General features: G+C 55.1%; 42 protein-coding genes. 6 read left to right on the top strand and 36 right to left on the bottom strand.

Annotated elements, in window-relative coordinates:
• Positions 1-491: 491 nt before the first annotated feature.
• The 4 genes from G505_RS0117325 to G505_RS0117310 are packed head-to-tail and all read right to left on the bottom strand — an operon-like array spanning position 492 to position 4047.
• On the bottom strand, positions 492-1028 hold the full coding sequence (locus G505_RS0117325) for a TlpA family protein disulfide reductase (RefSeq protein WP_028110694.1): 537 nt from the start codon (positions 1026-1028) through the stop codon (positions 492-494).
• A complete protein-coding gene (gene nrfF / locus G505_RS0117320) occupies positions 1028-1510 on the bottom strand; it encodes a heme lyase NrfEFG subunit NrfF (protein ID WP_028110693.1) in 483 nt (160 codons plus the stop codon). The genes G505_RS0117325 and nrfF overlap by 1 nt, the downstream gene beginning before the upstream one ends.
• On the bottom strand, positions 1510-2067 hold the full coding sequence (locus G505_RS0117315; RefSeq protein WP_028110692.1) for a DsbE family thiol:disulfide interchange protein: 558 nt from the start codon (positions 2065-2067) through the stop codon (positions 1510-1512). The genes nrfF and G505_RS0117315 overlap by 1 nt, the downstream gene beginning before the upstream one ends.
• A 15-nt stretch (positions 2068-2082) precedes the next feature.
• Positions 2083-4047 (bottom strand): heme lyase CcmF/NrfE family subunit, encoded by a 1965-nt coding sequence (locus G505_RS0117310; RefSeq protein ID WP_028110691.1) that lies wholly within the window; start codon positions 4045-4047, stop codon positions 2083-2085.
• A gap of 404 nt (positions 4048-4451) precedes the next feature.
• Here G505_RS0117310 and ccmI point away from each other — a divergent pair, with 404 nt between their 5' ends.
• The gene (gene ccmI / locus G505_RS0117305) at positions 4452-5699 is read left to right on the top strand and encodes a c-type cytochrome biogenesis protein CcmI (protein WP_028110690.1); all 1248 of its coding nucleotides are present in this window, start codon (positions 4452-4454) and stop codon (positions 5697-5699) included.
• A 140-nt stretch (positions 5700-5839) separates the two neighbouring features.
• On the opposite strand, the gene G505_RS0117300 is transcribed toward ccmI, so the two are convergent.
• Positions 5840-6139 carry a c-type cytochrome gene (locus G505_RS0117300; protein WP_028110689.1) on the bottom strand — a complete coding sequence of 100 codons (300 nt, stop codon included), beginning with the start codon at positions 6137-6139 and terminating at the stop codon, positions 5840-5842.
• Positions 6140-6476: 337 nt separating this feature from the next.
• Here G505_RS0117300 and ccmA point away from each other — a divergent pair, with 337 nt between their 5' ends.
• Genes ccmA through ccmE form a run of 5 tightly spaced genes read left to right on the top strand, consistent with a single transcriptional unit; the run spans position 6477 to position 9260 of the window.
• Positions 6477-7118: a cytochrome c biogenesis heme-transporting ATPase CcmA gene (gene ccmA / locus G505_RS0117295; protein ID WP_028110688.1), complete on the top strand. Its 642-nt coding sequence runs from the start codon at positions 6477-6479 to the stop codon at positions 7116-7118.
• Between the two features lie 10 nt (positions 7119-7128).
• The gene (gene ccmB / locus G505_RS0117290; protein WP_028110687.1) at positions 7129-7815 is read left to right on the top strand and encodes a heme exporter protein CcmB; all 687 of its coding nucleotides are present in this window, start codon (positions 7129-7131) and stop codon (positions 7813-7815) included.
• Between the two features lies 1 nt (position 7816).
• Positions 7817-8563: a heme ABC transporter permease gene (locus G505_RS0117285; protein ID WP_028110686.1), complete on the top strand. Its 747-nt coding sequence runs from the start codon at positions 7817-7819 to the stop codon at positions 8561-8563.
• A complete protein-coding gene (ccmD, locus tag G505_RS0117280; protein ID WP_028110685.1) occupies positions 8563-8775 on the top strand; it encodes a heme exporter protein CcmD in 213 nt (70 codons plus the stop codon). The genes G505_RS0117285 and ccmD overlap by 1 nt, the downstream gene beginning before the upstream one ends.
• A complete protein-coding gene (ccmE, locus tag G505_RS0117275; RefSeq protein WP_028110684.1) occupies positions 8772-9260 on the top strand; it encodes a cytochrome c maturation protein CcmE in 489 nt (162 codons plus the stop codon). Before ccmD ends, ccmE begins: the two co-directional genes overlap by 4 nt.
• Before the next feature lie 29 nt (positions 9261-9289).
• Here ccmE and G505_RS0117270 read toward each other — a convergent pair whose 3' ends face one another.
• From G505_RS0117270 to G505_RS0117125, 31 genes are all read right to left on the bottom strand, one after another.
• Positions 9290-10063 (bottom strand): slipin family protein, encoded by a 774-nt coding sequence (locus G505_RS0117270; protein ID WP_051216398.1) that lies wholly within the window; start codon positions 10061-10063, stop codon positions 9290-9292.
• Entirely contained in the window at positions 10053-11396 is a 1344-nt protein-coding gene (locus G505_RS0117265) for an NfeD family protein (RefSeq protein WP_028110682.1), read from the bottom strand. The genes G505_RS0117270 and G505_RS0117265 overlap by 11 nt, the downstream gene beginning before the upstream one ends.
• A gap of 104 nt (positions 11397-11500) precedes the next feature.
• Positions 11501-11899 (bottom strand): 50S ribosomal protein L17, encoded by a 399-nt coding sequence (gene rplQ / locus G505_RS0117260; RefSeq protein WP_028110681.1) that lies wholly within the window; start codon positions 11897-11899, stop codon positions 11501-11503.
• A 38-nt stretch (positions 11900-11937) separates the two neighbouring features.
• The gene (locus G505_RS0117255) at positions 11938-12930 is read right to left on the bottom strand and encodes a DNA-directed RNA polymerase subunit alpha (RefSeq protein ID WP_028110680.1); all 993 of its coding nucleotides are present in this window, start codon (positions 12928-12930) and stop codon (positions 11938-11940) included.
• A gap of 25 nt (positions 12931-12955) precedes the next feature.
• Positions 12956-13576, bottom strand: coding sequence for a 30S ribosomal protein S4 (rpsD, locus tag G505_RS0117250; protein WP_028110679.1), 621 nt, complete (start codon positions 13574-13576; stop codon positions 12956-12958).
• 30 nt (positions 13577-13606) lie between these two features.
• Positions 13607-13996: a 30S ribosomal protein S11 gene (gene rpsK / locus G505_RS0117245; protein WP_028110678.1), complete on the bottom strand. Its 390-nt coding sequence runs from the start codon at positions 13994-13996 to the stop codon at positions 13607-13609.
• Between the two features lie 13 nt (positions 13997-14009).
• Positions 14010-14366 (bottom strand): 30S ribosomal protein S13, encoded by a 357-nt coding sequence (gene rpsM, locus G505_RS0117240; protein ID WP_028110677.1) that lies wholly within the window; start codon positions 14364-14366, stop codon positions 14010-14012.
• A gap of 140 nt (positions 14367-14506) precedes the next feature.
• On the bottom strand, positions 14507-14620 hold the full coding sequence (rpmJ, locus tag G505_RS22875; RefSeq protein WP_083938388.1) for a 50S ribosomal protein L36: 114 nt from the start codon (positions 14618-14620) through the stop codon (positions 14507-14509).
• 23 nt (positions 14621-14643) lie between these two features.
• The gene (gene secY, locus G505_RS0117235; RefSeq protein WP_028110676.1) at positions 14644-15966 is read right to left on the bottom strand and encodes a preprotein translocase subunit SecY; all 1323 of its coding nucleotides are present in this window, start codon (positions 15964-15966) and stop codon (positions 14644-14646) included.
• 14 nt (positions 15967-15980) lie between these two features.
• Complete coding sequence (gene rplO / locus G505_RS0117230) at positions 15981-16415, bottom strand: 50S ribosomal protein L15 (protein WP_028110675.1); 435 nt, start codon at positions 16413-16415, stop codon at positions 15981-15983.
• A gap of 1 nt (position 16416) precedes the next feature.
• Positions 16417-16596 (bottom strand): 50S ribosomal protein L30, encoded by a 180-nt coding sequence (gene rpmD, locus G505_RS0117225; RefSeq protein WP_028110674.1) that lies wholly within the window; start codon positions 16594-16596, stop codon positions 16417-16419.
• Positions 16597-16602: 6 nt separating this feature from the next.
• Positions 16603-17103 carry a 30S ribosomal protein S5 gene (rpsE, locus tag G505_RS0117220; protein ID WP_028110673.1) on the bottom strand — a complete coding sequence of 167 codons (501 nt, stop codon included), beginning with the start codon at positions 17101-17103 and terminating at the stop codon, positions 16603-16605.
• A 15-nt stretch (positions 17104-17118) separates the two neighbouring features.
• Complete coding sequence (rplR, locus tag G505_RS0117215; protein ID WP_028110672.1) at positions 17119-17469, bottom strand: 50S ribosomal protein L18; 351 nt, start codon at positions 17467-17469, stop codon at positions 17119-17121.
• 9 nt (positions 17470-17478) lie between these two features.
• Positions 17479-18012, bottom strand: coding sequence for a 50S ribosomal protein L6 (gene rplF, locus G505_RS0117210; protein ID WP_028110671.1), 534 nt, complete (start codon positions 18010-18012; stop codon positions 17479-17481).
• Between the two features lie 11 nt (positions 18013-18023).
• Entirely contained in the window at positions 18024-18416 is a 393-nt protein-coding gene (gene rpsH, locus G505_RS0117205; RefSeq protein ID WP_028110670.1) for a 30S ribosomal protein S8, read from the bottom strand.
• Between the two features lie 20 nt (positions 18417-18436).
• Positions 18437-18742: a 30S ribosomal protein S14 gene (rpsN, locus tag G505_RS0117200; protein WP_028110669.1), complete on the bottom strand. Its 306-nt coding sequence runs from the start codon at positions 18740-18742 to the stop codon at positions 18437-18439.
• A gap of 11 nt (positions 18743-18753) precedes the next feature.
• On the bottom strand, positions 18754-19293 hold the full coding sequence (rplE, locus tag G505_RS0117195; RefSeq protein ID WP_028110668.1) for a 50S ribosomal protein L5: 540 nt from the start codon (positions 19291-19293) through the stop codon (positions 18754-18756).
• A 16-nt stretch (positions 19294-19309) separates the two neighbouring features.
• Positions 19310-19621, bottom strand: coding sequence for a 50S ribosomal protein L24 (gene rplX, locus G505_RS0117190; protein ID WP_028110667.1), 312 nt, complete (start codon positions 19619-19621; stop codon positions 19310-19312).
• Between the two features lie 11 nt (positions 19622-19632).
• Positions 19633-20001, bottom strand: a complete 369-nt coding sequence (gene rplN / locus G505_RS0117185) for a 50S ribosomal protein L14 (RefSeq protein ID WP_028110666.1) — start codon at positions 19999-20001, stop codon at positions 19633-19635.
• Between the two features lie 163 nt (positions 20002-20164).
• Positions 20165-20416: a 30S ribosomal protein S17 gene (gene rpsQ / locus G505_RS0117180; RefSeq protein WP_028110665.1), complete on the bottom strand. Its 252-nt coding sequence runs from the start codon at positions 20414-20416 to the stop codon at positions 20165-20167.
• Positions 20416-20607 (bottom strand): 50S ribosomal protein L29, encoded by a 192-nt coding sequence (gene rpmC, locus G505_RS0117175; RefSeq protein ID WP_028110664.1) that lies wholly within the window; start codon positions 20605-20607, stop codon positions 20416-20418. Before rpmC ends, rpsQ begins: the two co-directional genes overlap by 1 nt.
• The gene (gene rplP, locus G505_RS0117170; RefSeq protein WP_028110663.1) at positions 20607-21020 is read right to left on the bottom strand and encodes a 50S ribosomal protein L16; all 414 of its coding nucleotides are present in this window, start codon (positions 21018-21020) and stop codon (positions 20607-20609) included. The genes rpmC and rplP overlap by 1 nt, the downstream gene beginning before the upstream one ends.
• Before the next feature lie 11 nt (positions 21021-21031).
• Positions 21032-21718, bottom strand: a complete 687-nt coding sequence (gene rpsC / locus G505_RS0117165; RefSeq protein ID WP_028110662.1) for a 30S ribosomal protein S3 — start codon at positions 21716-21718, stop codon at positions 21032-21034.
• A 10-nt stretch (positions 21719-21728) separates the two neighbouring features.
• Entirely contained in the window at positions 21729-22061 is a 333-nt protein-coding gene (gene rplV / locus G505_RS0117160; protein WP_028110661.1) for a 50S ribosomal protein L22, read from the bottom strand.
• Between the two features lie 10 nt (positions 22062-22071).
• On the bottom strand, positions 22072-22353 hold the full coding sequence (gene rpsS / locus G505_RS0117155) for a 30S ribosomal protein S19 (RefSeq protein ID WP_028110660.1): 282 nt from the start codon (positions 22351-22353) through the stop codon (positions 22072-22074).
• Positions 22354-22371: 18 nt separating this feature from the next.
• Positions 22372-23196 carry a 50S ribosomal protein L2 gene (rplB, locus tag G505_RS0117150; RefSeq protein WP_028110659.1) on the bottom strand — a complete coding sequence of 275 codons (825 nt, stop codon included), beginning with the start codon at positions 23194-23196 and terminating at the stop codon, positions 22372-22374.
• A gap of 18 nt (positions 23197-23214) precedes the next feature.
• Positions 23215-23517 carry a 50S ribosomal protein L23 gene (rplW, locus tag G505_RS0117145; protein ID WP_028110658.1) on the bottom strand — a complete coding sequence of 101 codons (303 nt, stop codon included), beginning with the start codon at positions 23515-23517 and terminating at the stop codon, positions 23215-23217.
• Positions 23514-24119 carry a 50S ribosomal protein L4 gene (gene rplD / locus G505_RS0117140; protein ID WP_028110657.1) on the bottom strand — a complete coding sequence of 202 codons (606 nt, stop codon included), beginning with the start codon at positions 24117-24119 and terminating at the stop codon, positions 23514-23516. Before rplD ends, rplW begins: the two co-directional genes overlap by 4 nt.
• Before the next feature lie 17 nt (positions 24120-24136).
• Complete coding sequence (gene rplC, locus G505_RS0117135; RefSeq protein ID WP_028110656.1) at positions 24137-24775, bottom strand: 50S ribosomal protein L3; 639 nt, start codon at positions 24773-24775, stop codon at positions 24137-24139.
• Positions 24776-24803: 28 nt separating this feature from the next.
• The gene (gene rpsJ, locus G505_RS0117130) at positions 24804-25115 is read right to left on the bottom strand and encodes a 30S ribosomal protein S10 (RefSeq protein WP_028110655.1); all 312 of its coding nucleotides are present in this window, start codon (positions 25113-25115) and stop codon (positions 24804-24806) included.
• Positions 25116-25423: 308 nt separating this feature from the next.
• A partial coding sequence (locus G505_RS0117125) for an EF-Tu C-terminal domain-related protein (RefSeq protein ID WP_028110654.1) occupies positions 25424-25830 on the bottom strand: 407 nt, incomplete at its 5' end.

Below are 25830 nucleotides of genomic sequence, written 5' to 3'. Positions count from 1 at the left end.
CGACTCAATGAATTACTGAATTAACTTGTTATAGTCACTCAGTGCAACATTGATATATGAGATATCAATCCTGCGCGAGTGCCCACACAGATTGTCTGACTAATTGTTAAAGAGCGTGTCTCTCATCGAGACAGGAGGCGCATTCTACGCGACTCTCCGTGGCCGTCAAGCCCTAATTGCAAACTTTTCCAAGTTGCCGCTTGAGGCGTTTCGCTTTACTTATGAAGGCTTGGAGCATTCACTGAAAGCTAAGCGTCGTTTTCACCACTTAAGTTATCGACTAAAGCCGTTGGGCCCAGTGTTTTCTTAGTGGCTGACGCCTTGTTAACCATCATGTTTCTGCCTTATCGGCTTTTTGCCCGGTCAACGAGGAGCGCATTATAGGGAGGGATTTTTTCTTGGCAACCCCTAAAAAGATCATTTTCGATCGAACGAGCAGAGAATAGACAAAAGCACCCTTCCGGGTGCTTTTCAGATTGTTTTTCGACCGTCTACTTGTCGAGGTAGTTCTCTATCAGCTGCTGTACCTTGGGATTATCCCAATCCACAAAGCTGCGAACAAAGGCCACCAGTTGTCCCTGCTCATTGAGGATAAAGGTGGCTGGCACCAGATCCGTCGGCAACACCTGGCCCACCGCGTCGGTGGTGTCATACAGGGTGGAGAAGGACTCCAGGCCAAGCTCCTTAAGGAAAGGAGCGACCACCGCGGGATCGCGATCGATGGCCACCGGAAGCACTACCGCCCCCTGACTCTCCAGCTTGGTGCGGAATCGTGCCAGAGAGGGAAGCTCACGAACACAGGGTGGGCACCAGGTCGCCCACAGGTTCAGGACAACCACCTTACCCTTATAGCTGGACAAGGGAACCGCCTCGCCCTCAAGGTCTTTCAGCTCAATGACGTCCAGATCCTGAGGAAAGGTGAGCTGAACGAATCTCTGCAGTGCAGGGTCGTCTCCAGCCTGGTTCATTCCAGGGAAACCGAAGGCGCTGCCCGTGAGCAGCGCCAGCATAAGAATCAGGCCTCGCATCAGCCCTGTTTCTCCTTGAGCATCTTCGCCAGACGCTCACGGTCTGCATCGGTCATCGCCGTCGCAGCCTTGGCACTCTTCTGACGCTGAGCACGAATGAACAGCAAGCCCACACCGAGGCCGACAGCGGCAAAGGCCACCGGGCCCAGCCACAGCACCAGGGTGCGGTTGTCAAAGGCGGGACGGTAGCGAACGAAATCGCCGTAGCGGTCGGTCATATAGTTGACGATCTCATCGTTGCTCTTACCCTCGTCCACCATGGCATACACCTTCAGGCGCAGGTCACGGGCGACCGGGGAGTTGGAGTCGATCAGATTCTGGTTCTGACACTGGGGACAACGCAGCTCGTTGGCCAGCTGCAGCCCACGCTCCTTGTTCTCCACGCTCTTAAACTCGTAGGTGTCAATGGGGGTGGCGTGTACCGCCCCCGCCACCAGCAACAGACAGATAGCACTGGAGAACCACTTCAACAGAGCTTTCATCACGCACCTCCCTTGGCGGCCGCCGCTTCACGGCGCAGCTCGGCGATCATCGGCATAAAGGTCTCGGCCCAGTTCTGCGGACCGAGGACACCGGCAAAGCGATAGCGAACGACCCCGTTGTGATCCACCACGAAGGTTTCAGGTGCACCATACACCCCCAGATCCAGACCCAGCTTACCCTCTGGGTCATACAGGTTCTTGGTGTAGGGGTCACCGCTGTTGGCCAGATAGCGCAGGGCCAGCCCCCGCTCATCACGGTAGTTGATGCCGTAGATGGGGATATCACCCTTTCTGGACAACTTGTTCAAGAAGGGGTGCTCATACTTACAGGAGGGACACCAGGTGGCCCACACATTCAGCAGATACACCTCACCTTCCAGATCCTTGTTGGTGATGGTGACCTGGGCGTCTTCCAGAGACTCCAGGGTAAAAGTGGGTACCGGCTTGCCCTCAAGGGCAGAATCCAGCTCCTTGGGGTTGAGGAACAACCCCTTGTACAGGAACACCGCCATGCCGATGAAGATCAGCAGGGGGATAAACAGTAACGCGCGTTTCATAGCTCTACTCTAACCTCAGGCAGTCGCCACTTGTGCTTCGTCGACAGGGGCACTCTTACGGCTGCGAGCTCGCTTATCGGTCGCTGCCAGGGTACCGCCGATCATCATCAGGATACTGCCAAACCAGATCCAGCGCACCATGGGCTTGTAGTTCAGGCGCACGGCGTAGTCGGTGGAGTCCAGGGGATCACCCATGGTCACGTACAGATCGCGGAAGAAGCCCCAGTCGATGCCGGCTTCGGTCATGTCCATGGTCCGTACATTGTACTTACGACGATCCGGGTACAGGGTGGTCACCAGCTCACCATCCTGCATCACAGTGATACGACCCTGCTCCGCGGTGTAGTTAGGGCCCTGAACCATACGGGTCTCTTCATAGGTGAAGGTGTAGCCCGCCAGTTCATGGCTCTTGCCAGGCCCCATGCGCACGGATTTCTCTTCGGCGTAGTGGGACACCATGGCCGCACCGATGATCGCCATGGCAATACCCAGGTGAGCGAACTGCATGCCCCAGACGCTGCGGCTCAGACGCTTGGTGGTGAAGCCGCCGTTGGCTTCCCTGGTCTTGTTGTACAGATCCAGCATCAGGGTCAGCACAATCCACACTGCGGTGGCCACACCGGCGCTGACCCACAGGTTCATCTTGCCGTCGATGATGAAAGGCGTCGCCAGACCGGCAACCAGGGCCACAACCGCAGGCACCATCAGTTGGCGGGTTTCGGTATCTTTGGCTTTCTTCCATCGAATCACCGGCCCTATGCCCATTAGCACAAAGAGCACCAGGACTATGGGGTTGAATACGGTGTTGAAGTACGGAGGACCTACGGAGATTTTACCCAGACCCAGGGCATCGCCCAGCAGTGGGTAGAGGGTACCCAGCAGTACAGAGCCTGTGGCAACCACCAGCAGGATGTTACAGCCAAGCATCATGGTCTCTTTGGAGAACAACTCGAACTTGGCCGGGCTGGCAAACTCGGTCGCCCTTACCGCGAACAGGGTCAGGGAGCCGCCGATGGCCAGGCCCAGCAAGCCCAGGATCGCCATGCCCCGGGTGGGGTCAGCGGCAAAGGAGTGCACCGAAGTCAGTACGCCGGAACGCACCAGGAAGGTACCCAGCAGGCTGAGGGAGAAGGTGAAAATCGCCAGCAGGATGGTCCAGTTACGGAAGGTTCCCCGCTTCTCGGTCACAATCAGCGAGTGCAACAGGGCGGTGCCCACCAGCCAGGGCATAAAGGAGGCGTTTTCTACCGGATCCCAGAACCACCAGCCACCCCAGCCAAGCTCATAGTAAGCCCACCAGGAACCCAGGGAGATACCGCCGGTCAGGAAGATCCAGGCGGCCAGAGTCCAGGGACGGGACCATCGGGCCCAGGCGGAGTCCAACCGGCCGCTCAGCAATGCCGCGATGGCGAAAGCGAAGGCCACGGAGAAACCTACATACCCCAGATACAGCATGGGTGGGTGGAAGATCAGACCCACATCCTGCAGCATCGGGTTCAGGTCACGCCCCTCAGCAGGCACCATCGGCAGGAAGCGCTCGAATGGGCTGGAGGTCAGCAACATAAACAGGCAGAAACCCAGAGTGACCATGCCCAAGATGGCCAGAACCCGAGCCACAAAGGCGTCGTCCAGGTTGCGGCTGAACAGAGCAACGGCGGCACTCCATACTGCCATGGAGAACACCCAGAACAGCAGTGAACCTTCGTGACCACCCCAGATGGCGGCGATCTTGAACGGCGTCGGCAGGTGGCTATTGGAGTTGTGAGCCACATAGGCCACGGAGAAATCGTCGGTAACGAAGGCGTAGCCCAAAGCCACTACCGCGAGACCCATAAAGAGAAATGTGCCGTATGCCAAAGGCCGGCTGTAACTCACCAGGAAGGCGTCTCGCCTTGCCACGCCCACTAAGGGGACGATCGACATGATGGCGGCGAACGCCATGCCGATAATGAGTGCGTAATGTCCTAGTTCCGGAACCATGAATTACCTCTGCGAGGGAATGTATCCATATACGGCTGCGCGCCCAACTCGCTCAGCCGAACAGTGCTCATTGACGCCATTTTAGGCAGAGTTGCGCTGCTTGTCTGCCTTTAATCACGCTTAAAACGATGTAGCTCACACCCACGCGCCATGCGCATGCCCTGACGGTGCTGTGGCCTTTGACGAGGCAGCTTACAAAAAGTTTCCGCCATTGTTGTATTAGATTTACATTATGTGACCCCTACCTCAATTGCGGTGCTTCGCCAAGGTCAGATTTATGCAGCTATGGCGATTGAACGTGGTTGCCGTATAATCCATCTGCAAATTTTTTTAAGTTGGTGTGACGCGCCCCTGACTGCGAAACACTCCACGACTTACGCACATCACAGACTACAGAAGCAGCTATGACGACTTTTTGGATCGCAATCGCGGCACTGACCGCACTGGCTCTGCTCTTGGTTTGGCTGCCCTTTTTCCGACGTACCGCAAAAGGGGCCCAGCAGACTGAGCTACGCACGCAAACCAACGTAAAACTGTTTAACGAGCGTATTGCCGAACTGGAGGTAGATAAGCAGGAGGGCCGCCTGACCGAGGCGGAGTTTGAAACCCTCAAGCAGGAGCAGGAAATGAACCTGCTGCAGGACGTGGATGACGGAGAGAGCTCCGCCATTACCGACAACAGTCGCGGCCCTCTGTGGCCCGTGCTGATCAGCGTCATCGTCCTGGTCATCTCCGGCTACAGCTACATGGAACTGGGTCGTTTCGACGAGTGGCAGAACGCCCGCCCCGAATCCGCGCAGCAATCCAACCCTCACCAGGGTATGACCCCTGAGCAGATGCAGCAGATGCGCATCGCCCAGATGGAAAGCACGGTGATGAACGAACCTGACAACAGCCAGGCCTGGTTCTCCCTGGGCCATGCCTACATCTCCGGCGGCCAGTATCAGAAGGCCGTTGCCGCCTTCGATACCGTCATGGAGCTGGTTGGCCGTCACGCCGAACTCCTGGGCCCTCGCGCCACTGCCATGTACTACCTGGCTGACGAGAAGATGACCCCAGAGATCGACGCGGTGATCAAGGAAGCCCTGGAGAGCGACTTCAAGGATCCCTCCACCCGACTGCTACTGGGTATGGATTCCTTCTTCAACGCAAACTATGAAGATGCCATCCGTCACTGGGAGATCCTGCTCACCAGCCCCCGCGATGACTTTGACCGCTCTGCCATCCAGGCCGCCATCATGCAGGCCAAGAGCTTCCTGGGTACCGACAGCGTCGACAACCCCGAGCTGAACAAGGATGTGGAGGCCAAGGCCAAGAGCATCCACGTCTCCGTGTCTCTGGATGAAGCGATGGCCGCCAAGGCTCAGCCCGGCGCCAGCGTTCTGGTGATGGCACGCCCCATCAGCGGCGGCATGATGCCGGTGGCGGTGAAGCGCCTGAAACTGTCTGACCTGCCCACCCTGGTAGTGCTGAAAGACAGCGACGCCATGACCCCGGAGATGCTGCTGAGCAGCCAGCAGGCGGTGTCCATTGAAGTGGTGGTCAACCACGACTCCAACCCTGGTGCCACCCCCGGCGACCTGGTGGGCCGACTGGACAGTGCCGCCCTGGGCAGCGATGTTCAGGTGGTGATCGACACCCAGATTCAGTAAAACCGAATCAAGCGTCAGGTTTTCTTACGCCAGAAATGAACAAGGGCCCTTTGGGGCCCTTTTTGTTATCCGATTGCCAGCAGATTCAAGCAATAAAAAGGCCCGCACGGTGCGGGCCCCTTTTAACAATCTGGTCTGGATTACTTCTTCTCAGCCATGAACTCGATGGCAGCTTTGTAGTCTTCGTCGCTGCAATCCATGCACATACCACCTGGGGGCATGGCGTTCAGGCCACTCTTAACACTCTGGACCAGATTATCCATGCCCTTGGCCATGCGAGGCTCCCAGGCGGCAGCGTCGTTCAGCTTAGGAGCACCGGCAATGCCCATGGCGTGGCAGGTCTGGCAGGCCTTGTTGTATACAGCTTCACCTTCCTGAGCCATCACACCGGGAGCAGAAGCCAGCATAGCTACTGCAGCAAAAGCGATAATCTTTTTCATGCTACTTCGTTCCAAATTGTTGACATTTTTTATTAACTTGAGTGATATGCGTTCACAGTCAAGCTCGATATTAAAATAACACATACCTCACAGGCGTTCATCTTTTTTTGATATAAATCACCATTCTTGGAGGTGGGATGCAACTAATCCACCTTATTGAGAGTCATAGAAGCTAATCATTTGTTAATTCGCTTAAAAAGGGCCATATTCTGCCCCGCTGCCAGGCCATGTGATCCAGCGCGCCCTAGCAGTTGTTAAGAATGGGAGCAAGCCCAAGTTAACTTGTACCCAGTATGGTAGAATCGCCTTCAATCAGTTCAGGTGTGAATACGAGAGAATGCAGGACAGCGAAATACTACTCAGCGCCGAAGAGCTTACCTGTATCCGCGAAGAGCGGATCCTGTTCGACGGCCTCAGCTTCGACGTACGCGGCGGCGACATTATCCAGATTGAGGGCCCCAACGGCGCCGGCAAAACCAGCCTGCTGCGGATCCTGGCTGGCCTCTCCCGCCCCTACGCTGGGGATGTGCATTACAAAGGCTCCCCCACCAGCGACGTACGAGACGACTTTCACGAAGACCTGCTCTATCTGGGCCACCTGCCCGGAGTAAAGAGCGAACTGACCGCCGAAGAGAATCTTGCGTTCAACCTGAGCATCGCCGGCTATAACGAGGTGGACATCCGCGCCACCCTGGCCAAGGTGAACCTCACCGGCTTCGAAGAGCACCCTGCCGGTCACCTCTCCGCAGGCCAGCACCGCCGTATCGCCCTGGCCCGACTGTGGCACAGTGAAGCGCGCATCTGGATTGTAGACGAACCCCTGACCGCCATCGACAAACGCGGTGTGGCCGAACTGGAGCAGCTGTTCCTCGACCACGCCAGCCGTGGCGGTTGCGTCATTCTTACTACCCACCAGGATCTGCAACTGGTGGGGCCGGACCGGCTGAAGAAGCTGCGTCTTGAGTACCAATTTGACTAGGGGTCCGACAATGAGCCGAGATGTAAGCTATAGCCGGGCCTTCAATACGGTCCTGAAGCGGGATCTGCAGGTGGCCTTCCGTCACCGCAACGACATCTTCAACCCGCTTATGTTCTTCTTTATCGTGGTGAGCCTGTTCCCCCTGGGGATCGGCCCTGAACCTCAGGTGCTGGCGCGCATCGCCCCGGGGATCATCTGGGTGGCCGCTTTGCTCTCCGCCATGCTGTCCCTGGAGCGCCTGTTTAAGACCGATTACGCCGACGGCTCCCTGGAGCAGATGATGCTCAGCCCCCAGCCACTGTCTCTGATGGTGCTGGCCAAGGTACTGGCTCACTGGATCGTCACCGGTGTGCCTCTGATCGTAGCCTCTCCATTGCTGGCCACCCTGCTGCACCTGGAAAGCAACAGTTACGGTGCCCTGATGTCGACCCTGGCCCTGGGCACTCCGATTCTGAGCCTGTTGGGTGCCATTGGCGCCGCTTTGACGGTAGGCTTACGCAAAGGTGGCGTGCTGATCAGCCTGCTGATCCTGCCCCTCTATATTCCAGTACTGATTTTTGCCACCAGCGCGATAGACGCTGCGGGCATGAACCTGCCCTACACCGGCCACCTGTCTATACTGGCAGCGATGCTGGTGGGCGCTTTGGTCCTGGCTCCCGTCGCAATCGGGGCCTCTTTGAGAGTGAGTACAAACTGATATGTGGAAATGGCTTCACCCCTACGCCAACCCTGAGAAGGCGTACCAACTGGCCGGCAAGATGCTGCCCTGGTTTGCCATCCTGGCGGTACTGCTGATCGGCACAGGCACTGTATTGGGCCTGGGTTTCGCTCCGGTGGATTACCAGCAGGGTAACTCCTACCGCATCATCTTTATTCACGTGCCTGCGGCCTCCATGTCGATGTCCGCCTACTTCGCCATGGCCATTGCGGCCTTCATTGGCCTGGTGTGGCAGATCAAACTGGCCGACATCGCCGCAGCCGCCATCGCCCCCATCGGCGCCGTGCTGACCTTTATCGCCCTGTTCACCGGCGCCACCTGGGGCAAGCCCATGTGGGGAACCTGGTGGGTATGGGATGCGCGCCTGACCTCCGAGTTGGTGCTGCTATTCCTCTACCTGGGCGTGATTGCCCTGTACGCCTCGTTCGAGGACAAGGTCCTGGCAGCCAAGGCCGCCGGCATCCTGGCCATTGTGGGCTCCATCAACCTGCCCATCATCAAGTACTCCGTTGAGTGGTGGAACACCCTCCATCAGCCCAACGCCATCACCGTAGGCAAGAGCAACGCTATGCCTCCGGAGATGCTGATTCCACTGCTGTTGAACATCTTTGGCTTTGCCATGATGATCGGCGCACTGACCATTTTGCGCTTCCGCGCCGAGGTGCTGGCCCGCAACGCCATGCGTCCCTGGGTTCGCGACCTTGTTGCTGCTGAGGAGAAACGCTAATGAACTGGAACTTCCAATTTGCCGGCCTGTCAGAGTTTGTGGATATGGGCGGCTACGCCTTCTTCGTCTGGCTGGCCTATGGCGTGGCATTTGCTGCCCTGGGGTTGTTAGTGGTAAGTTGCCTCTCCCAGCGAAAGCGAGTCATTAAACAGATCAGCCAAAAGCAGGCCCGAGAAGAGCGTCTGCGTCAACACAGGAGCAAAGCGGTATGAATCCAAGACGTAAAAAACGCCTGGTGTTCGCCTCGGCACTGATCGGCGGTGTTGCGGCCATCGCCTCCCTGCTGCTGTACGCACTGAACAGTAATCTGGACCTGTTCTACACCGCCTCAGAAATTCATCTGGGCAAAGAGGGCACCGGCATCAAGCCCGAGATTGGCCAACGCATCCGCATCGGCGGCATGGTGGTCCCTGGCTCGGTGAAGCGCGACCCGGAAAGCCTCAAGGTGGAGTTCCAGATCGCCGATACCGGCCCCGCGGTGACCATCCGTTACGATGGCATGCTGCCGGATCTGTTCCGTGAAGGACAGGGCATCGTCGCCCAGGGCCCGATGAATGAGTTCGCCGTCATTGACGCCACCGAAGTACTGGCCAAACACGACGAGAATTACATGCCGCCGGAAGTGGCCGAGGCCATGGGCAAGAAGCACGAAAAACTCGACTACGACGCGTCACAGACTGAGGGCGGCACCTACTAAGGGCACCCCAGACGCACTACCAAGGCCGGTCACTCACCGGCCTTTTTGTTTTTTGACAGCCAGTCGGCCAGTTCCATGGGCAAAGGGAAGACGATGGTGCTGGACTTGTCGCCGGCAATCTCCGTCAGGGTTTGCAGGTATCTAAGCTGCAAGGCGCCGGACTCTTGAGCCAGCACTGACGCCGCTTCGGCCAGTTTGTCGGCAGATTCGTGCTCACCGGTGGCGTGAATCACCTTGGCCCGACGAACCCGCTCCGCCTCCGCCTGACGGGCGATGGCGCGAATCATCGACTCGTCCAGATCCACGTGTTTGATCTCCACATTGGACACCTTGATGCCCCACACGTCGGTCTGCTTATCCAGAATCCGCTGAATGTCCGCATTGAGCACCTCCCGCTGAGACAGCATCTCATCCAACTCATGCTGGCCCAGCACCGATCTCAGGGTGGTCTGAGACAACTGACTGGTGGCCTCATGGTACTCCTCCACCTGGTTGATCGCCTTCTCCGGATCCACCACCCGGTAGTACACCACCGCATTGACCCGCACCGACACGTTATCCCGGGAGATCACGTCCTGGGTGGGCACATCCATCACCAGGGTTCGCAGGTCGACCCGCACCATCTGCTGCACTATGGGGATGACGATGATAAGACCCGGTCCCTTGACCCGATAGAAGCGTCCCAGCAGGAAGATCACTCCCCGCTCATACTCGCGTAGGATACGAAAGGTGCTGATCAGCAGCGCCAGAATCAGAAACGCCAGGGTCAGGGTGAAGTAGGAGGTGAAGTTCTCAGCCATCATGGTTATTCTCCTTGTCGGCCAACACCAGAGTCAGCCCTTCCACGGCCACCACTGTGGCACTGGAGCCGGTTATCTCGCCTTCGCACCGGGCCTGCCACAGTTCGCCCCCCAGTTCGACCATCCCCTGGGAGCGCAGCCGCTCGTCCACGGCTACGCGTTTACCGACCAGGGTCTGCACTCCGGTTACCACTACCTGGTTGCGACTGCGCAGGGCCATCCGCAGCACCAGTATGGTGAACAACGCCGAGGCCACCGCCACCGCACTCACCAGAGGCATGGCAAGTTGCAACTCTGGCACGTCGGTATCCATCAACAGCAGGGCTCCGGCGAGGAAGGCCACCACGCCGCCGATGCCGAACAGGCCGAAGCTGGGCAGGAAAGCCTCGGTAACCATCAGCGCCAACCCCAGCAACATCAGCCCGGCACCGGCCAGGTTGATGGGCAACAGATTCAGGGCATAGAGCCCCAGCAGCAGGCTGATGCCGCCGACGATGGCGGGTAACCCCACCCCTGGGCTGTAGAACTCCAGCACCAGGCCATAGAACCCCAGCATCAACAGCAGCAGGGCGACATTGGGGTTGGTCAGCGCCTGCAGCAAGTTATGTCGCCAACCCGGCTCTATGGTCACCACGCTGGCACCGGCGGTGGTTAGCGAGCGCTCACCGACCCGGTGACCATCGAGGGCAGCAACAAGCGCCACAAGATCCCCGGCCATCATATCCACCACCCCCTGCTCCAAGGCATCGACCGCGGACAGGCTGGCACCTTCGCGCACCGCCCTCTCTGCCCACTCCACATTGCGTCCCCTGAGCTCAGCCAGACCACGTATGTAAGCCACCGCGTCATTGACCACCTTGTTGCGCATGCTTTGCTCGTTGGAGGGCGCCTGGGCCGGTGCCTCACCCTCGGTGGGGTTTGGTGTTGCCGGCGACGCGCCGGGGCTCAGGGCCACCGGCGTGGCCGCCCCCAGGTTGGTGGCCGGGGCCATGGCGGCGATATGGCAGGCGTAGAGCAAATAGGTGCCGGCACTGGCGGCCCTCGCCCCGGGCGGAGAGACATATCCCGCCACAGGCACCGGGCTGGCGAGGATCCCCTGGATCATCTCCCTCATGGCGCTGTCGAGGCCACCAGGGGTGTCCATCGCCAACACCAGCAGTTCGACGTTGGCATTTGCGGCATCCTCAAGGGTGTTCAGCAGCAGTTCTGAGGTGGCGGGGCCAATCACGCCCTGGATGGGCAGCACCCACACTTGAGCGCCGCTGTCGGACCTCAGTGTCGAAGGCAGCAGCAGTATCAGGGTGAGGAGCAGAGGCAACAGCCGCACCAGGGTCATAGGCACCTCGAAGAGGAAGAAACCTACTTAAGTGTAGTCAACGGGGAAAAGGGGAATTCTCGGGAGGGGAAAAGAAAAAGGCCGGTCAGTGACCGGCCTTTCTATTACTCTTCAGAAGCTGCAGCTTCTTCGGTAGCGTCCGCCTCGGGGCGGTCTACCAGCTCGATGTACGCCATAGGGGCGTTATCACCGGCACGGAATCCACACTTCAGGATGCGGGTGTAACCACCGGCACGTTCCTGGTAGCGAGGACCCAGCTCATTAAACAGCTTGCTAACTACATCGTTGTCACGAGTACGGGCGAAAGCCAGACGACGGTTGGCGACGCTGTCAGTTTTAGCAAGTGTAATCAGGGGCTCAACTACGCGACGCAGTTCTTTCGCCTTTGGCACGGTAGTCTTGATGATCTCATGACGTACCAGAGAACCAGCCATGTTGCGGAACATAGCTTGGCGGTGGCTGCTGTTGCGGTTCAGTTGACGACCACTCTTACGATGGCGCATGACCTTATCCTTTTAACCTAAATCTTTACCAGACCTGGTTACATGTTGTCGGCGAGTGAAGCTGGCGGCCAGTTTTCAAGCCGCATACCCAGGGACAGACCGCGGGAAGCGAGAACGTCCTTGATTTCAGTAAGCGACTTCTTACCCAGGTTAGGGGTCTTAAGCAGCTCAACTTCAGTGCGCTGAACCAGATCACCGATATAATGAATGGCTTCTGCTTTCAGGCAGTTCGCCGAACGAACAGTCAGTTCCAGATCATCGACAGGACGCAGCAGAATTGGATCGAATTCTGGCTTCTCTTCTTTCTCTTCCGGTTCGCTTACGTCACGCAGCTCAACGAAGGCATCCAGTTGCTCGGCCAAAATAGTGGCAGAACGGCGGATCGCTTCTTCAGGATCCAGGGTGCCGTTGGTATGCATGTCGATAATCAGCTTATCCAAGTCAGTACGCTGTTCTACACGCGCCGCCTCAACATTGTAGGCGATACGGACAACAGGACTGAAGGAGGCATCAACCAGAAGACGACCGATAGGACGCTCGTCTTCGTCGGATTGAGCACGGGCAGACGCAGGCACATAGCCGCGGCCCCACTCAACCTTGATGCGCATGCTGATTTCAGCGTCATCACCGGTCAGAGTACAGATGAGGTGATCAGGATTCATGATCTCGACATCACCACCATGGGTGATGTCACCTGCAGTAACAGGGCCTGCACCAGACTTATTCAAAGTCAGCGTGACTTCATCCTTACCTTCGATTTTCACTGCCAAACCTTTCAGGTTCAACAGGATCTCAAGTACGTCTTCCTGCACACCCTCTTTGCTGCTGTACTCGTGCAGTACGCCGTCGATCTCGACTTCGGTAACTGCACAACCAGGCATAGAAGAAAGCAGAATGCGGCGAAGCGCATTACCCAAGGTGTGGCCGAAACCACGCTCAAGGGGCTCAAGAGTCACTTTAGCCCGAGTGGGGTTGACTTGCACGACATCGACCAGACGTGGCTTAAGAAAATCGGTAACGGAACCCTGCATTGTGTCCTCTCTTAACGGTTAAGCCTTACTTAGAGTAAAGCTCGACGATCAGCTGTTCATTGATGTCGGCAGACAGATCGCTACGTTCTGGCAGGCGCTTGAAAGTGCCTTCCATCTTAGAGCTGTCTACTTCCATCCAAGTCGGCTTCTCACGTTGATCTGCCAGCTCCAGCGCACCCTTAATACGAGCTTGCTTCTGAGCTTTCTCACGTACGCTTACCACGTCGTCAGCAGTCACAACGAAAGATGGAATGTTAACAACACGGCCATTAACCATGATTGCCTTGTGGCTAACCAGCTGGCGTGCTTCGTTGCGAGTAGCACCGAAACCCATGCGGTAAACCACGTTATCCAAACGACTTTCTAGCAGCTGCAACAGGTTTTCACCAGTATTGCCTTTCTTGCTAGCAGCAGTTTTGTAGTAGTTGCGGAATTGCTTTTCCAGTACACCGTAGATGCGGCGAACCTTCTGCTTTTCACGCAGCTGCAGACCGTAGTCAGACAGACGAGCTTTACGAGCGCCGTGCTGACCAGGTGCATTGTCGATCTTACATTTAGAATCGATTGCTCGTACGCCGCTTTTCAGGAACAGATCTGTACCTTCACGACGGCTTAGCTTGAGCTTAGGACCCAAATATCTTGCCATGTTCTTTCTCCAACTATCCTGAAACGGGCGTTATACGCGACGTTTCTTAGGCGGACGACAACCGTTGTGCGGAATTGGAGTCACATCGGTGATGTTGGTGATGCGGAAACCCGCAGCATTCAACGCACGAATAGAGGACTCACGACCCGGACCCGGACCCTTAACTTCAACTTCCAGGTTCTTCAGACCATACTCTTTGGCCATTTCGGCGCAGCGCTCAGCAGCAACCTGTGCAGCGAACGGAGTGGACTTACGAGAACCACGGAAACCGGAGCCGCCTGCGGTCGCCCATGCCAGAGCGTTACCTTGACGGTCGGTGATGGTCACGATTGTGTTGTTGAAAGATGCGTGCACGTGGGCCACACCGTCTGCAACCTGCTTGCGTACCTTTTTACGGGTACGAGAAGGAGTTTTAGCCATTGCTTAGTTCCCCTTACTTCTTGATCGGCTTACGCGGACCCTTACGGGTACGAGCGTTAGTCTTAGTACGTTGACCACGAAGTGGCAGACTACGACGATGACGCAGGCCGCGGTAGCAACCCAGGTCCATCAGACGCTTGATGTTCATAGAGATCTCACGACGCAGGTCACCTTCAACGGTGAACTGACCTACAACGTCACGAACCTTATCGATGGTAGATTCGTCCAGATCCTTGATCTTCACATCTTCAGCAATACCGGCCTCGGCACAGATCTGCTGTGCGCGGGTACGGCCAACACCGAAGATGGCGGTCAGAGCAACAACCGCATGCTTATGCTCAGGAATGTTAATGCCAGCGATACGGGCCACTATAGCACTCCTCAATTCCAATGGTCGATTGTGAAAAGCCCGGTAGGATACTCGACAATCGACTAGTTTGCAACAACGCATAGGCTGACCGAGGTCAGCCTAGCGCTACGTTTTTTGGTTTTTCTCAGAGAAATCTCTGATTAACCTTGACGCTGCTTGTGCTTCGGCTCAGAGCAGATAACACGTACAACGCCGTGACGCTTAATAACTTTGCAGTTACGACACATCTTTTTTACGGACGCACGAACTTTCATTTTGCTACTCCGTCGAGAGCGACTTAACGGCTATAGCCCTTAAGGTTCGCTTTTTTCAGAACAGAATCATACTGATGAGACATCATATGAGTCTGAACCTGAGCTATGAAATCCATGATTACCACGACCATAATCAGCAGTGATGTACCGCCGAAATAGAACTGAACGTTCAGGCCGATCATCATGAATTCCGGAATCAGACAGATAAAGGTGATGTAAGCGGCACCAGCCAGAGTCAGGCGGGTCATCACTTTATCGATATAACGGGCGGTCTGTTCACCTGGACGAATACCAGGAATGAATGCACCGGACTTCTTCAGGTTATCTGCCGTTTCGCGTGGGTTGAAAACCAGCGCGGTGTAGAAGAAACAGAAGAAGATAATAGCTACCGCATAGATCATCACGTACAGCGGCTGACCTGGGGACAGCACTACAGAGATGTCAGACAACCAACGCAGACCTTCATTGTTACCGAACCACTGAGCCAGGGTTCCTGGGAACAAAATGATGCTGGACGCGAAGATTGGCGGAATCACACCAGCCATGTTGACCTTCAGAGGCAAATGGGTGCTCTGGGCAGCGAATACGCGGCGGCCTTGCTGACGCTTGGCATAATTTACCACGATACGGCGCTGTCCGCGCTCCATGAATACCACGAAGTAGGTCACGGCAAAGATGATTACCGCAAGTACAAGCAGCAGCAGAACGTGCAGTTCACCTTGACGCGCTTGTTCTGCAGTCTGGCCAATCGCCGATGGCAGGCCGGCAACAATACCTGTGAAGATAATGATGGAAATGCCGTTACCAATGCCACGCTCGGTAATCTGCTCACCCAACCACATCAGGAACATGGTACCGGTCACCAGGGAAACCACTGCGGTAAAGTAGAACGCAGGGCCCGGGTTGACCACCAGTCCGGAGATCATGTTGGGCAAGCCAGTTGCAATACCGAACGACTGGAAGGTCGCCAATACCAGAGTCCCGTAACGGGTGTATTGGCTGATCTTCCGGCGACCCGCCTCCCCTTCTTTCTTCAGTTCAGCCATTGCCGGATGAACCACAGTCAGAAGCTGCATGATGATCGACGCCGAAATGTACGGCATGATCCCCAGTGCAAGGATGGAGGCGCGTTCCAGGGCGCCACCGGAGAACATGTTGAACATGCTCACGATGGTGCCCTGTTGCTGATCGAACAGCTCGGCCAGTACAGCGGCGTCAATACCAGGGATTGGTACGAAAGAACCGGCTCGGAAAACGATAATTGCGCCCAAGACAAACAGCAGACGCGCTTTCAGCTCCGAAAGGCCACCTTTCGCACTATTTAACTCAACACCTGGCTTAGCCATATTGTACTATCCCGTTATTCTTCGATCTTGCCGCCCGCAGCCTCGATGGCTTCGCGTGCACCTTTGGTCGCTTTAAGACCTTTGATGGTCACAGGGCGCTCGATTTTACCTGAAAGAACAACTTTCGCAAACTTAATGTTGCCAGAAACAACGTTCGCATCTTTCAGGGTTTCCAGAGTCACCAGGTCGCCTTCAACCTTAGTCAGCTCGCTCAGACGAACTTCGGCAGTTACCATCGCCTTGCGGGAGGTAAAACCGAACTTCGGCAGGCGTTGCTTCATAGGCATTTGACCACCTTCGAAACCTGGACGTACGCCACCGCCGGAACGGGACTTTTGACCCTTGTGACCACGGCCACCGGTCTTACCCAGACCGGAACCGATACCACGGCCTACACGCTTGGCGGAAGTCTTAGCACCAGCGGCTGGAGACAAAGTATTCAGACGCATCTTAGCCCTCCACCTTAACCATGTAGGAAACCTTGTTGATCATGCCGCGAACGGAAGGAGTGTCTTCCAGCTCAACGGTGTGACCGATTTTGCGCAGACCCAGGCCTACCAGAGTCGCCTTATGCTTAGGCAGACGACCGATAGAGCTCTTGGTCTGAGTAACCTTGATAGTTTTAGCCATGTCAGCTTACCCCAGGATCTCGTCGATGCTCAGGCCACGCTTAGCTGCCACCTGATCAGGAGCGTGCATCGAAGTCAGAGCGTCGATAGTTGCACGAACGATGTTGATCGGGTTGGTGGAGCCGTATGCCTTGGACAGTACGTTATGTACACCTACAACTTCCAGAACAGCGCGCATTGCACCGCCGGCAATAATACCGGTACCTTCGGAAGCGGGCTGCATGTACACCTTGGAGCCGGAATGACGGCCCTTAACAGGGTGCTGCAGGGTGCCGTTGTGCAGACGAACGGTTACCAGGTTGCGGCGAGCCTTTTCCATTGCCTTCTGGATAGCGGCAGGCACTTCACGCGCCTTACCGTAACCAAAGCCAACGCGGCCGTTGCCGTCACCAACTACAGTCAGAGCGGTGAAGCTGAAGATGCGACCACCCTTAACTACTTTAGAAACACGGTTTACTGCAATCAGTTTCTCTTGCAGGTCACCGGCTTGCTTTTCAATATTAGCCATTTTCCACTCCCAACCTTAGAACTGGAGACCAGCTTCACGGGCAGCATCAGCCAGTGCAGCAACACGGCCGTGATACTTGAATCCGCTGCGGTCGAAAGACACATTCTTAACGCCCTTCTCTTGAGCACGCTCGGCAATCATCTTACCAACCAGCTTGGCGGCGTCGATGTTACCAGTGCCCTTCAGATCAGCAGCAACGGCTTTCTCAGTGGTAGAGGCAGCAGCCAGTACCTGAGATTCGGCGTTGATAACCTGAGCGTAAATGTGACGTGGAGTACGGTGCACAACCAGACGAGTCGCGCCCAGTTCTTGCATTTGCTTGCGTGCGCGAGTCGCGCGACGAAGACGAGCTGCTTTCTTGTCCATCGTGTTACCTTACTTCTTCTTGGCTTCTTTACGACGCACGTTCTCATCCGCGTAACGAACACCCTTGCCTTTGTAAGGCTCGGGAGCACGGTATGCACGGATGTCAGCAGCCACTTGACCAACGGCCTGCTTATCTGCGCCAGTAAGAACGATTTCAGTTTGGCTTGGGCACTCGGCCTTCACACCTTCAGGCAGAGCGTGCTCTACGGGGTGAGAAAAGCCCAGGGTCAGTGCTACAGAGTTGCCTTTAATGGCAGCACGGTAACCTACGCCGTTCAGCTGCAGCTTCTTGGTGAAGCCTTCGCTAACGCCGACAACCATGTTGTTGACCAGAGCACGAGCAGTACCTGCCTGCGCGTTGGCTTTAGCAAAGCCTTCGCGAGGAGCGAACTTAACTTCGTTCTCTTCTTTCACGATCTCAACGGCATCGTTAAGAACGCGAGTCAGAGTACCCTTGCCACCTTTAACAACGATCTCTTGACCGTTCAGAGTCACCTCTACGCCCGCAGGGATAGTAACGGGAGCCTTAGCTACTCGAGACATTGTTACTCTCCTTATGCCACGTAGCAGACGATCTCGCCGCCCATACCCAGTTTACGGGCAGCACGGTCGGTCATCACGCCTTGAGAAGTGGACACGATAGCGACACCCAGACCACCCATAACCTTTGGAAGCTCATCTTTTTTCTTGTAGATGCGCAGGCCAGGACGGCTGATTCGCTCGATTTTTTCTACAACTGGCTTACCTTCGAAGTACTTCAGGGTAACTTCCAGTTCGGACTTAACGTCGCCGGAAACAGCGAAATCAGCGATGTAACCTTCTTTTTTCAGTACATCGGCGATAGCTACTTTCAGCTTTGAGGACGGCATTTTAACTGCAACTTTGTTGGCAGCCTGGCCGTTACGGATGCGCGTCAGCATATCCGCGATCGGATCTTGCATGCTCATATTGGCTTACTCCCGTTGGCTTACCAAGAGGCCTTTTTAAGGCCAGGAACTTCACCACGCATGGCGGCTTCACGCAGTTTGATACGGCTCAGGCCGAACTTGCGAAGTACACCGTGCGGACGACCAGTGATGTTACAGCGGTTACGCTGACGACTTGCACTGGAGTCACGAGGAAGTTGTTGCAGTTTCAGTACGGCTTCCCAACGCTGTTCATCGGTTGAGTTGACGTCATTGATGATTGCTTTAAGAGCAGCACGCTTCTCAGCGTACTTAGCAACCAGCTTAGCGCGCTTAAGTTCGCGCTGCTTCATCGATACTTTAGCCATAACCCTACACCTTACTTGCGGAATGGGAAGTTAAAGGCAGCCAGCAGAGCACGACCTTCTTCGTCAGAGTTCGCAGAAGTGGTGATGGTGATGTCCATACCACGAATCTTATCTACTTTGTCGTAGTCGATCTCTGGGAAGATGATTTGCTCACGAACGCCCATGCTGTAGTTGCCGCGACCGTCGAAAGACTTGGGGTTCAAGCCACGGAAGTCACGTACACGTGGAACAGCGATAGAAATCAGGCGCTCCAGGAACTCCCACATACGCTCGCCGCGCAGGGTTACTTTACAGCCGATCGGATAGCCCTCACGAATCTTGAAGCCAGCAACAGACTTGCGAGCTTTGGTTACCAGAGGCTTCTGGCCGGAGATAGCAGTCATATCTGCAACTGCTGCTTCCAGTACCTTCTTGTCAGCCACGGCTTCACCAACACCCATGTTCAGGGTGATCTTTTCGACCCGAGGGACTTGCATGATACTTTTGTAATCGAACTGTTTGGTCAGTTCTGCTACTACAGTATCTTTGTAGTAATCATGCAGTTTCGCCATCGTTTACTCCAATTACTTAAACAAGTTCACCATTAGACTTGAAGAAACGGACTTTTTTGCCGTCTTCCAGTCTAAAGCCTACGCGATCGCCCTTGCTGGTAGCAGGGTTGAAGATCGCGATGTTAGATGCGTCAATGGCGGCTTCTTTTTCAACGATGCCACCAGCCATACCCAGGTGAGGGTTTGGCTTCTGGTGTTTTTTCACCAGGTTAACGCCTTCTACGATTACTTTGCCGGTGGACAAAATCTGGGTAACCTTACCACGCTTACCCTTGTCCTTGCCGGCCAGTACAACAACTTCGTCATTGCGACGGATTTTTGCTGCCATCTCTTAGCTCCTTACAGTACTTCTGGGGCCAGAGACACGATTTTCATAAACTGCTCAGTACGCAGTTCACGGGTCACAGGGCCGAAGATACGAGTACCAATCGGCTGGTTGCTGGCGTTCAGCAGTACAGCCGCATTGCGGTCAAAGCGAATAACAGAACCGTCAGGACGACGAACGCCCTTCTTGGTACGTACTACCACCGCGTTGAATACATCACCTTTCTTCGCTTTACCGCGAGGAATGGCTTCCTTAACGGAAACCTTGATGATGTCGCCGATACCGGCGTAACGACGGTGAGAGCCACCCAAGACCTTAATACACTGCACGCTGCGAGCGCCGGAGTTATCGGCAACGTCCAGCACAGATTGCATTTGGATCATTTTGTGCTCCGAATGTTTTACAACAATCGTCCCGAATTGGGACACTGGCTACCTTTAAAAGGCGCGAAATTATAACACCACTCCGGCCCAAAAGGTAAATAAAAAACAGCCGGTCCAGGAAAAAACCTGGCCCGGCCATTTATCTAGTATGTAAAAGCCTGTTTTACAGAGCTTTTTCGATGACGTTCACCAGCATCCAAGACTTGGTCTTGGACAGTGGACGACATTCGCGGATTTCAACCACGTCGCCGATACCACACTGGTTGGTTTCATCGTGAGCGTGTACCTTAGTGGTACGCTTTACATACTTACCGTAGATCGGGTGCTTTACTTTGCGCTCGATGGCTACGGTGATGGACTTATCCATCTTGTCGCTGATGACACGACCTTGAAGAGTACGGATAGTCTCGCTCATTACGCACCTGCCTTCTGAGTCAGAATGGTCTTAACGCGCGCGATGTTGCGGCGTACCTTCTTCAGCTCGTGGGTCTGCTTCAGCTGACCAGTCGCGTTCTGCATACGCAGATTGAACTGTTCACGCAGCAGGCTCAGCAGCTCCGCGTTCAGCTCTTCAACGCTTTTTTCACGCAATTCAGTAGCTTTCATTACATCACCGTCCGAGTTACAAAGGTGGTCTGTACAGGCAGCTTAGCAGCAGCCAGAGCGAAGGCTTCGCGGGCCAAATCTTCGGCAACGCCTTCCATCTCATACAGTACACGGCCAGGCTGAATCTGGGCTACCCAGTATTCAACGTTACCTTTACCTTTACCCATACGCACTTCAAGCGGCTTTTCAGTGATAGGCTTGTCTGGGAACACACGGATCCAGATTTTACCTTGACGCTTAATGTGACGGGTCATAGCACGACGGGCCGCTTCAATCTGGCGAGCAGTGATACGGCCACGAGTGGTAGCTTTCAGTCCGTAGGAGCCGAAGCTAACCTTATCACCAGTGGTAGCCATACCACGGTTACGACCTTTGTGAACCTTACGGAACTTGGTACGTTTCGGTTGCAGCATCTCGGTTCCCCTTACTTACCACGACCTTTGCGCTTAGCCGGCTTAGGCTGCTCCTGCTCAACCGGCATGCCGCCCAGAACTTCACCTTTGAAGATCCAAACTTTAATACCGATTACACCGTAAGTGGTGTGAGCAGAGGAAGTAGCATAGTCGATGTCAGCACGCAAAGTATGCAGAGGCACCCGACCTTCACGGTACCATTCGGTACGTGCGATCTCAGCGCCACCCAGACGACCAGAAACCTCGATCTTGATGCCTTTGGCACCCAGACGCATGGCGTTCTGAACGGCACGCTTCATAGCGCGACGGAACATAACGCGACGCTCCAGCTGAGAGGCAACGGAATCACCTACCAGTTGAGCGTCCAGCTCTGGTTTACGAACTTCAGAGATGTTGATCTGAGCAGGAACGCCAGCCAGCTTGGCTACCTTCTTGCGCAGTTTCTCAACATCTTCACCTTTCTTGCCGATTACAACGCCTGGACGAGCGGTGTGAATGGTCACACGGATGCTCTTGGCAGGACGCTCAATAGTAATCTTGGACACAGAAGCACTCTTCAGTTCCTTTTTCAGGAACTCGCGTACTTCGTGATCGCCCAGCAGATTGCCGGCAAACTCTTTCTTATCCGCGTACCAGGTAGAATTCCAAGGCTTGGTAATACCCAGGCGGATACCATTAGGATGAACTTTCTGTCCCATTGCAGTCCCCTTACTTGTCAGCCACAACCACAGAGATGTGGCTGGAACGTTTCAGGATGCGGTCAGCACGACCCTTGGCGCGAGGCATGATGCGCTTCATGGTCGGGCCTTCGTCAACGAAGACTTTAGCAACTTTCAGGTCGTCGATATCCAGACCTTCGTTGTGCTCCGCGTTGGCAATGGCGGATTCCAGAACTTTCTTAACCAGTACGGCCGCTTTCTTAGGGCTGTAGGTCAGAATTTCCAGAGCGCGATCTACCGGAAGACCACGGATTTGATCAGCTACCAGGCGCGCCTTCTGAGGAGAAGTGCGGGCGAAGCGGTGTTTAGCTAAAACTTCCATCATCTACCCCTTAACGCTTCTTCTTCGCTTTCTTATCGGCGATGTGACCGCGATAAGTACGAGTAGGCGCGAACTCACCCAGTTTGTGACCGATCATATCTTCGGTAACGAAAACTGGAACGTGCTGACGACCATTATGGACAGCGATGGTCAGACCAATCATATCTGGAATGATCATAGAACGACGGGACCAGGTCTTAACTGGCTTTTTGTCCCCGCTTTCCACCGCTTTCTCTACCTTCTTCAGCAAGTGCAGGTCAATAAATGGACCTTTCTTGAGAGAACGTGGCATGGTGAATCCTCAATAAAGTTACTTGGTACGACGACGTACGATGTACTTGTCGGTACGCTTGTTGCTGCGGGTCTTCTTACCTTTGGTTGGAACACCCCATGGAGTAACGGGGTGACGGCCACCAGAGGTACGACCTTCACCACCACCGTGTGGGTGATCAACCGGGTTCATGGCAACACCACGAACGGTAGGACGAACACCACGCCAGCGGCTTGCACCGGCTTTACCCAGAGAACGCAGCATATGCTCAGCATTGCCAACTTCACCCAGGGTAGCGCGGCCATCGGCAGGCAGCTTACGCATTTCGCCGGAACGCAGACGTACGGTTACGTAGGCACCATCACGAGCAACGATCTGAACGTAGGCACCGGCGGAGCGGGCAATCTGACCGCCTTTACCAGGCTTCATTTCTACGTTGTGCACGGTGGAACCAACAGGGATAGAACGCATTGGCAGCGTGTTACCCACTTTGATGTCAGCTTCCAGACCGGACATGATCTTGTCGCCAGCCTTCAGGCCCTTAGGAGCCAGGATGTAGCGACGCTCACCGTCAGCGTACAGAACCAGAGCGATGTTAGCGCTGCGGTTTGGATCGTATTCCAGGCGCTCTACGGTGGCAGGGATGCCATCTTTGTTGCGCTTGAAGTCAACGATACGGTAGTGCTGCTTGTGACCACCACCGATGTGACGGGTAGTAATGCGACCAGCGTTGTTACGACCGCCGGACTTGGACTTTTTGTCCAACAGGGCTGCGAAGGGCTTACCCTTGTGCAGATCCTTGTTTACTACCTTAACGACGTGGCGACGGCCCGCGGAGGTAGGCTTACATTTTACAATAGCCATCTATTTAACTCCTCGTCCTTATTCTGCGCCGCCGACGAAGTCGATGTCAGAACCTTCGGCCAGAGTAACGTACGCTTTCTTCCAGTCGGAACGACGGCCGAAACGGGCGCCGGTACGCTTAGTCTTACCTTTAACGTTCACAGTGCGAACGCCGGTGACTTCAACTTCGAACAGCTTTTCAACAGCCGCTTTCACTTCAGCCTTGGTGGCGTCGGTGGCAACCTTGAACACGATAGTGTTGTTCAGTTCAGCAGCCATGGTGCTCTTTTCAGAGATGTGCGGAGCACGCAGCACTTTCAGCAAACGTTCTTCACGGATCATGCCAGCATCTCCTCAATCTGCTTAACTGCATCAGCAGTCATCAGCACCTTGTCGAATGCAATCAGGCTAACTGGGTCGATGCCAGCAACGTCACGGGCGTCAACCTTGTACAGGTTACGAGAAGCCAGGAACAGGTTCTCGTCGACTTCGCCAGTTACGATCAGCACGTCATCAACAGACAGCTCTTTCAGCTTGGCTACCAGCTCCTTGGTTTTAGGGGCTTCAACACCAAACTTCTCAACCACAATCAGACGTTCTTGACGTACCAGCTCGGACAGAATGCTCTGCAGGGCTGCGCGGTACATCTTCTTGTTCACTTTCTGAGAGTGATCTTGTGGCTTAGCTGCGAAAGCTACACCACCGGAGCGCCAGATTGGGCTCTTAACGGTACCGGCACGAGCACGGCCAGTACCTTTCTGGCGCCATGGCTTTTTGCCAGTGCCAGCTACTTCAGCGCGGGTCTTCTGAGACACGGTACCTTGACGGGCGTTGGCTGCGTAAGCAGTCACCACCTGGTGTACCAGAGCCTCATTGAACTCACGTCCGAAGGTAGTTTCGGAAACTTCAAGAGCGCTCTGCGCGTCTTTCATTACCAATTCCATTACTATCTCCTCAGACGTTACGCTTTAACGGCGGGTTTAACGATAACGTTACCGCCGTTGGCGCCAGGTACTGCACCTTTGATCAGGAGCAGGTTGCGCTCGGCGTCAACGCGAACTACTTCCAGATTCTGGGTAGTTACGCGCTCGTCACCCATGTGACCAGCCATCTTCTTGCCCTTGAACACCTTACCGGGGCTCTGGTTCTGACCGATAGAACCAGGAGCACGGTGGCTCAGGGAGTTACCGTGGGTCATGTCCTGAGTGCGGAAGTTCCAACGCTTAACAGCGCCTTGGAAACCCTTACCCTTGGAGCGACCAGTAACGTCTACGATTTGGCCGTTTTCGAAAGTATCAACCTTCAGCTCAGCACCGATTTCGATGCCTTCGCCTTCACCTTCACCCAGACGGAACTCGAACAGACCACGACCAGCTTCTACACCGGCTTTAGCAAAGTGACCTGCCTCAGGCTTGGTAACGCGGTTGGCTTTCTTAGCGCCTACAGTGATCTGCAGGGCTGCGTAGCCATCGCTTTCCAGAGTTTTAATCTGAGTTACGCGGTTCGGTTCTACTTCGATAACGGTAACTGGGATTGACGCGCCATCTTCAGCGAAGATGCGAGTCATTCCAACTTTACGACCTACAAGACCGATTGCCATCTATCTAACCTCTATTCCGAAACTGGGATTAGCCCAGACTGATCTGCACGTCTACGCCGGCAGCCAGATCCAGACGCATCAAAGCGTCAACAGTCTTATCGGTAGGCTCAACGATGTCCACCATGCGCTTGTGAGTACGGATTTCATACTGATCACGTGCATCTTTGTTCACGTGAGGAGAAATCAGAACTGTGTAGCGCTCTTTGCGGGTGGGCAGAGGGATTGGACCCCGTACTTGAGCCCCTGTGCGCTTCGCAGTCTCAACGATTTCCGCGGTAGACTGATCGATCAGGCGGTGATCGAAAGCCTTCAGGCGGATACGGATTCTTTGGTTCTGCATTTGACCAGAGCTCCAACCAATAATTACGCAAAAAAACGTCCATCCTTGAACCCTTTTAATTTAAATTGGGTCAAAGACGGCGATTATCGCAACCATTCGACTCCAAATCGGAGTCGCTGTTAAAGGTGATGCCTATCGCACCACCGCGTATATTACGCGTTCGCCCTAATAGCGAACCGGAGGAATTATACTCGGGTTTCACCGCATTGCAAGCTTTTCCGAGATCTTCTCCTGCCGGGGCCTGGTGCGATTTCTCGGGCCCAAAAAAAGGGCGCCGAAGGCGCCCTCTTTTATAGCTGGATTATCGATTACTCGATGATCTTAGCTACAACACCAGCACCTACGGTGCGGCCACCTTCACGGATAGCGAAGCGCAGGCCATCGTCCATCGCGATTGGGCAGATCAGGGTAACAACCATCTTGATGTTGTCACCAGGCATTACCATCTCAACGCCTTCTGGCAGCTCGATGGTACCGGTTACGTCAGTAGTACGGAAGTAGAACTGAGGACGGTAGCCTTTGAAGAATGGGGTGTGACGACCACCTTCATCCTTGGACAGTACGTATACCTCAGACTCGAACTTGGTGTGAGGAGTGATGGAACCAGGCTTAGCCAGTACCTGACCACGCTGTACTTCATCACGCTTGGTACCACGCAGCAGAACACCACAGTTCTCACCGGCACGACCTTCGTCCAGCAGCTTGCGGAACATCT

It is taken from the genome of Ferrimonas futtsuensis DSM 18154, assembly GCF_000422645.1.
Taxonomy (GTDB): domain Bacteria; phylum Pseudomonadota; class Gammaproteobacteria; order Enterobacterales; family Shewanellaceae; genus Ferrimonas; species Ferrimonas futtsuensis.
This window is presented reverse-complemented; position numbering and strand designations above follow the sequence as displayed.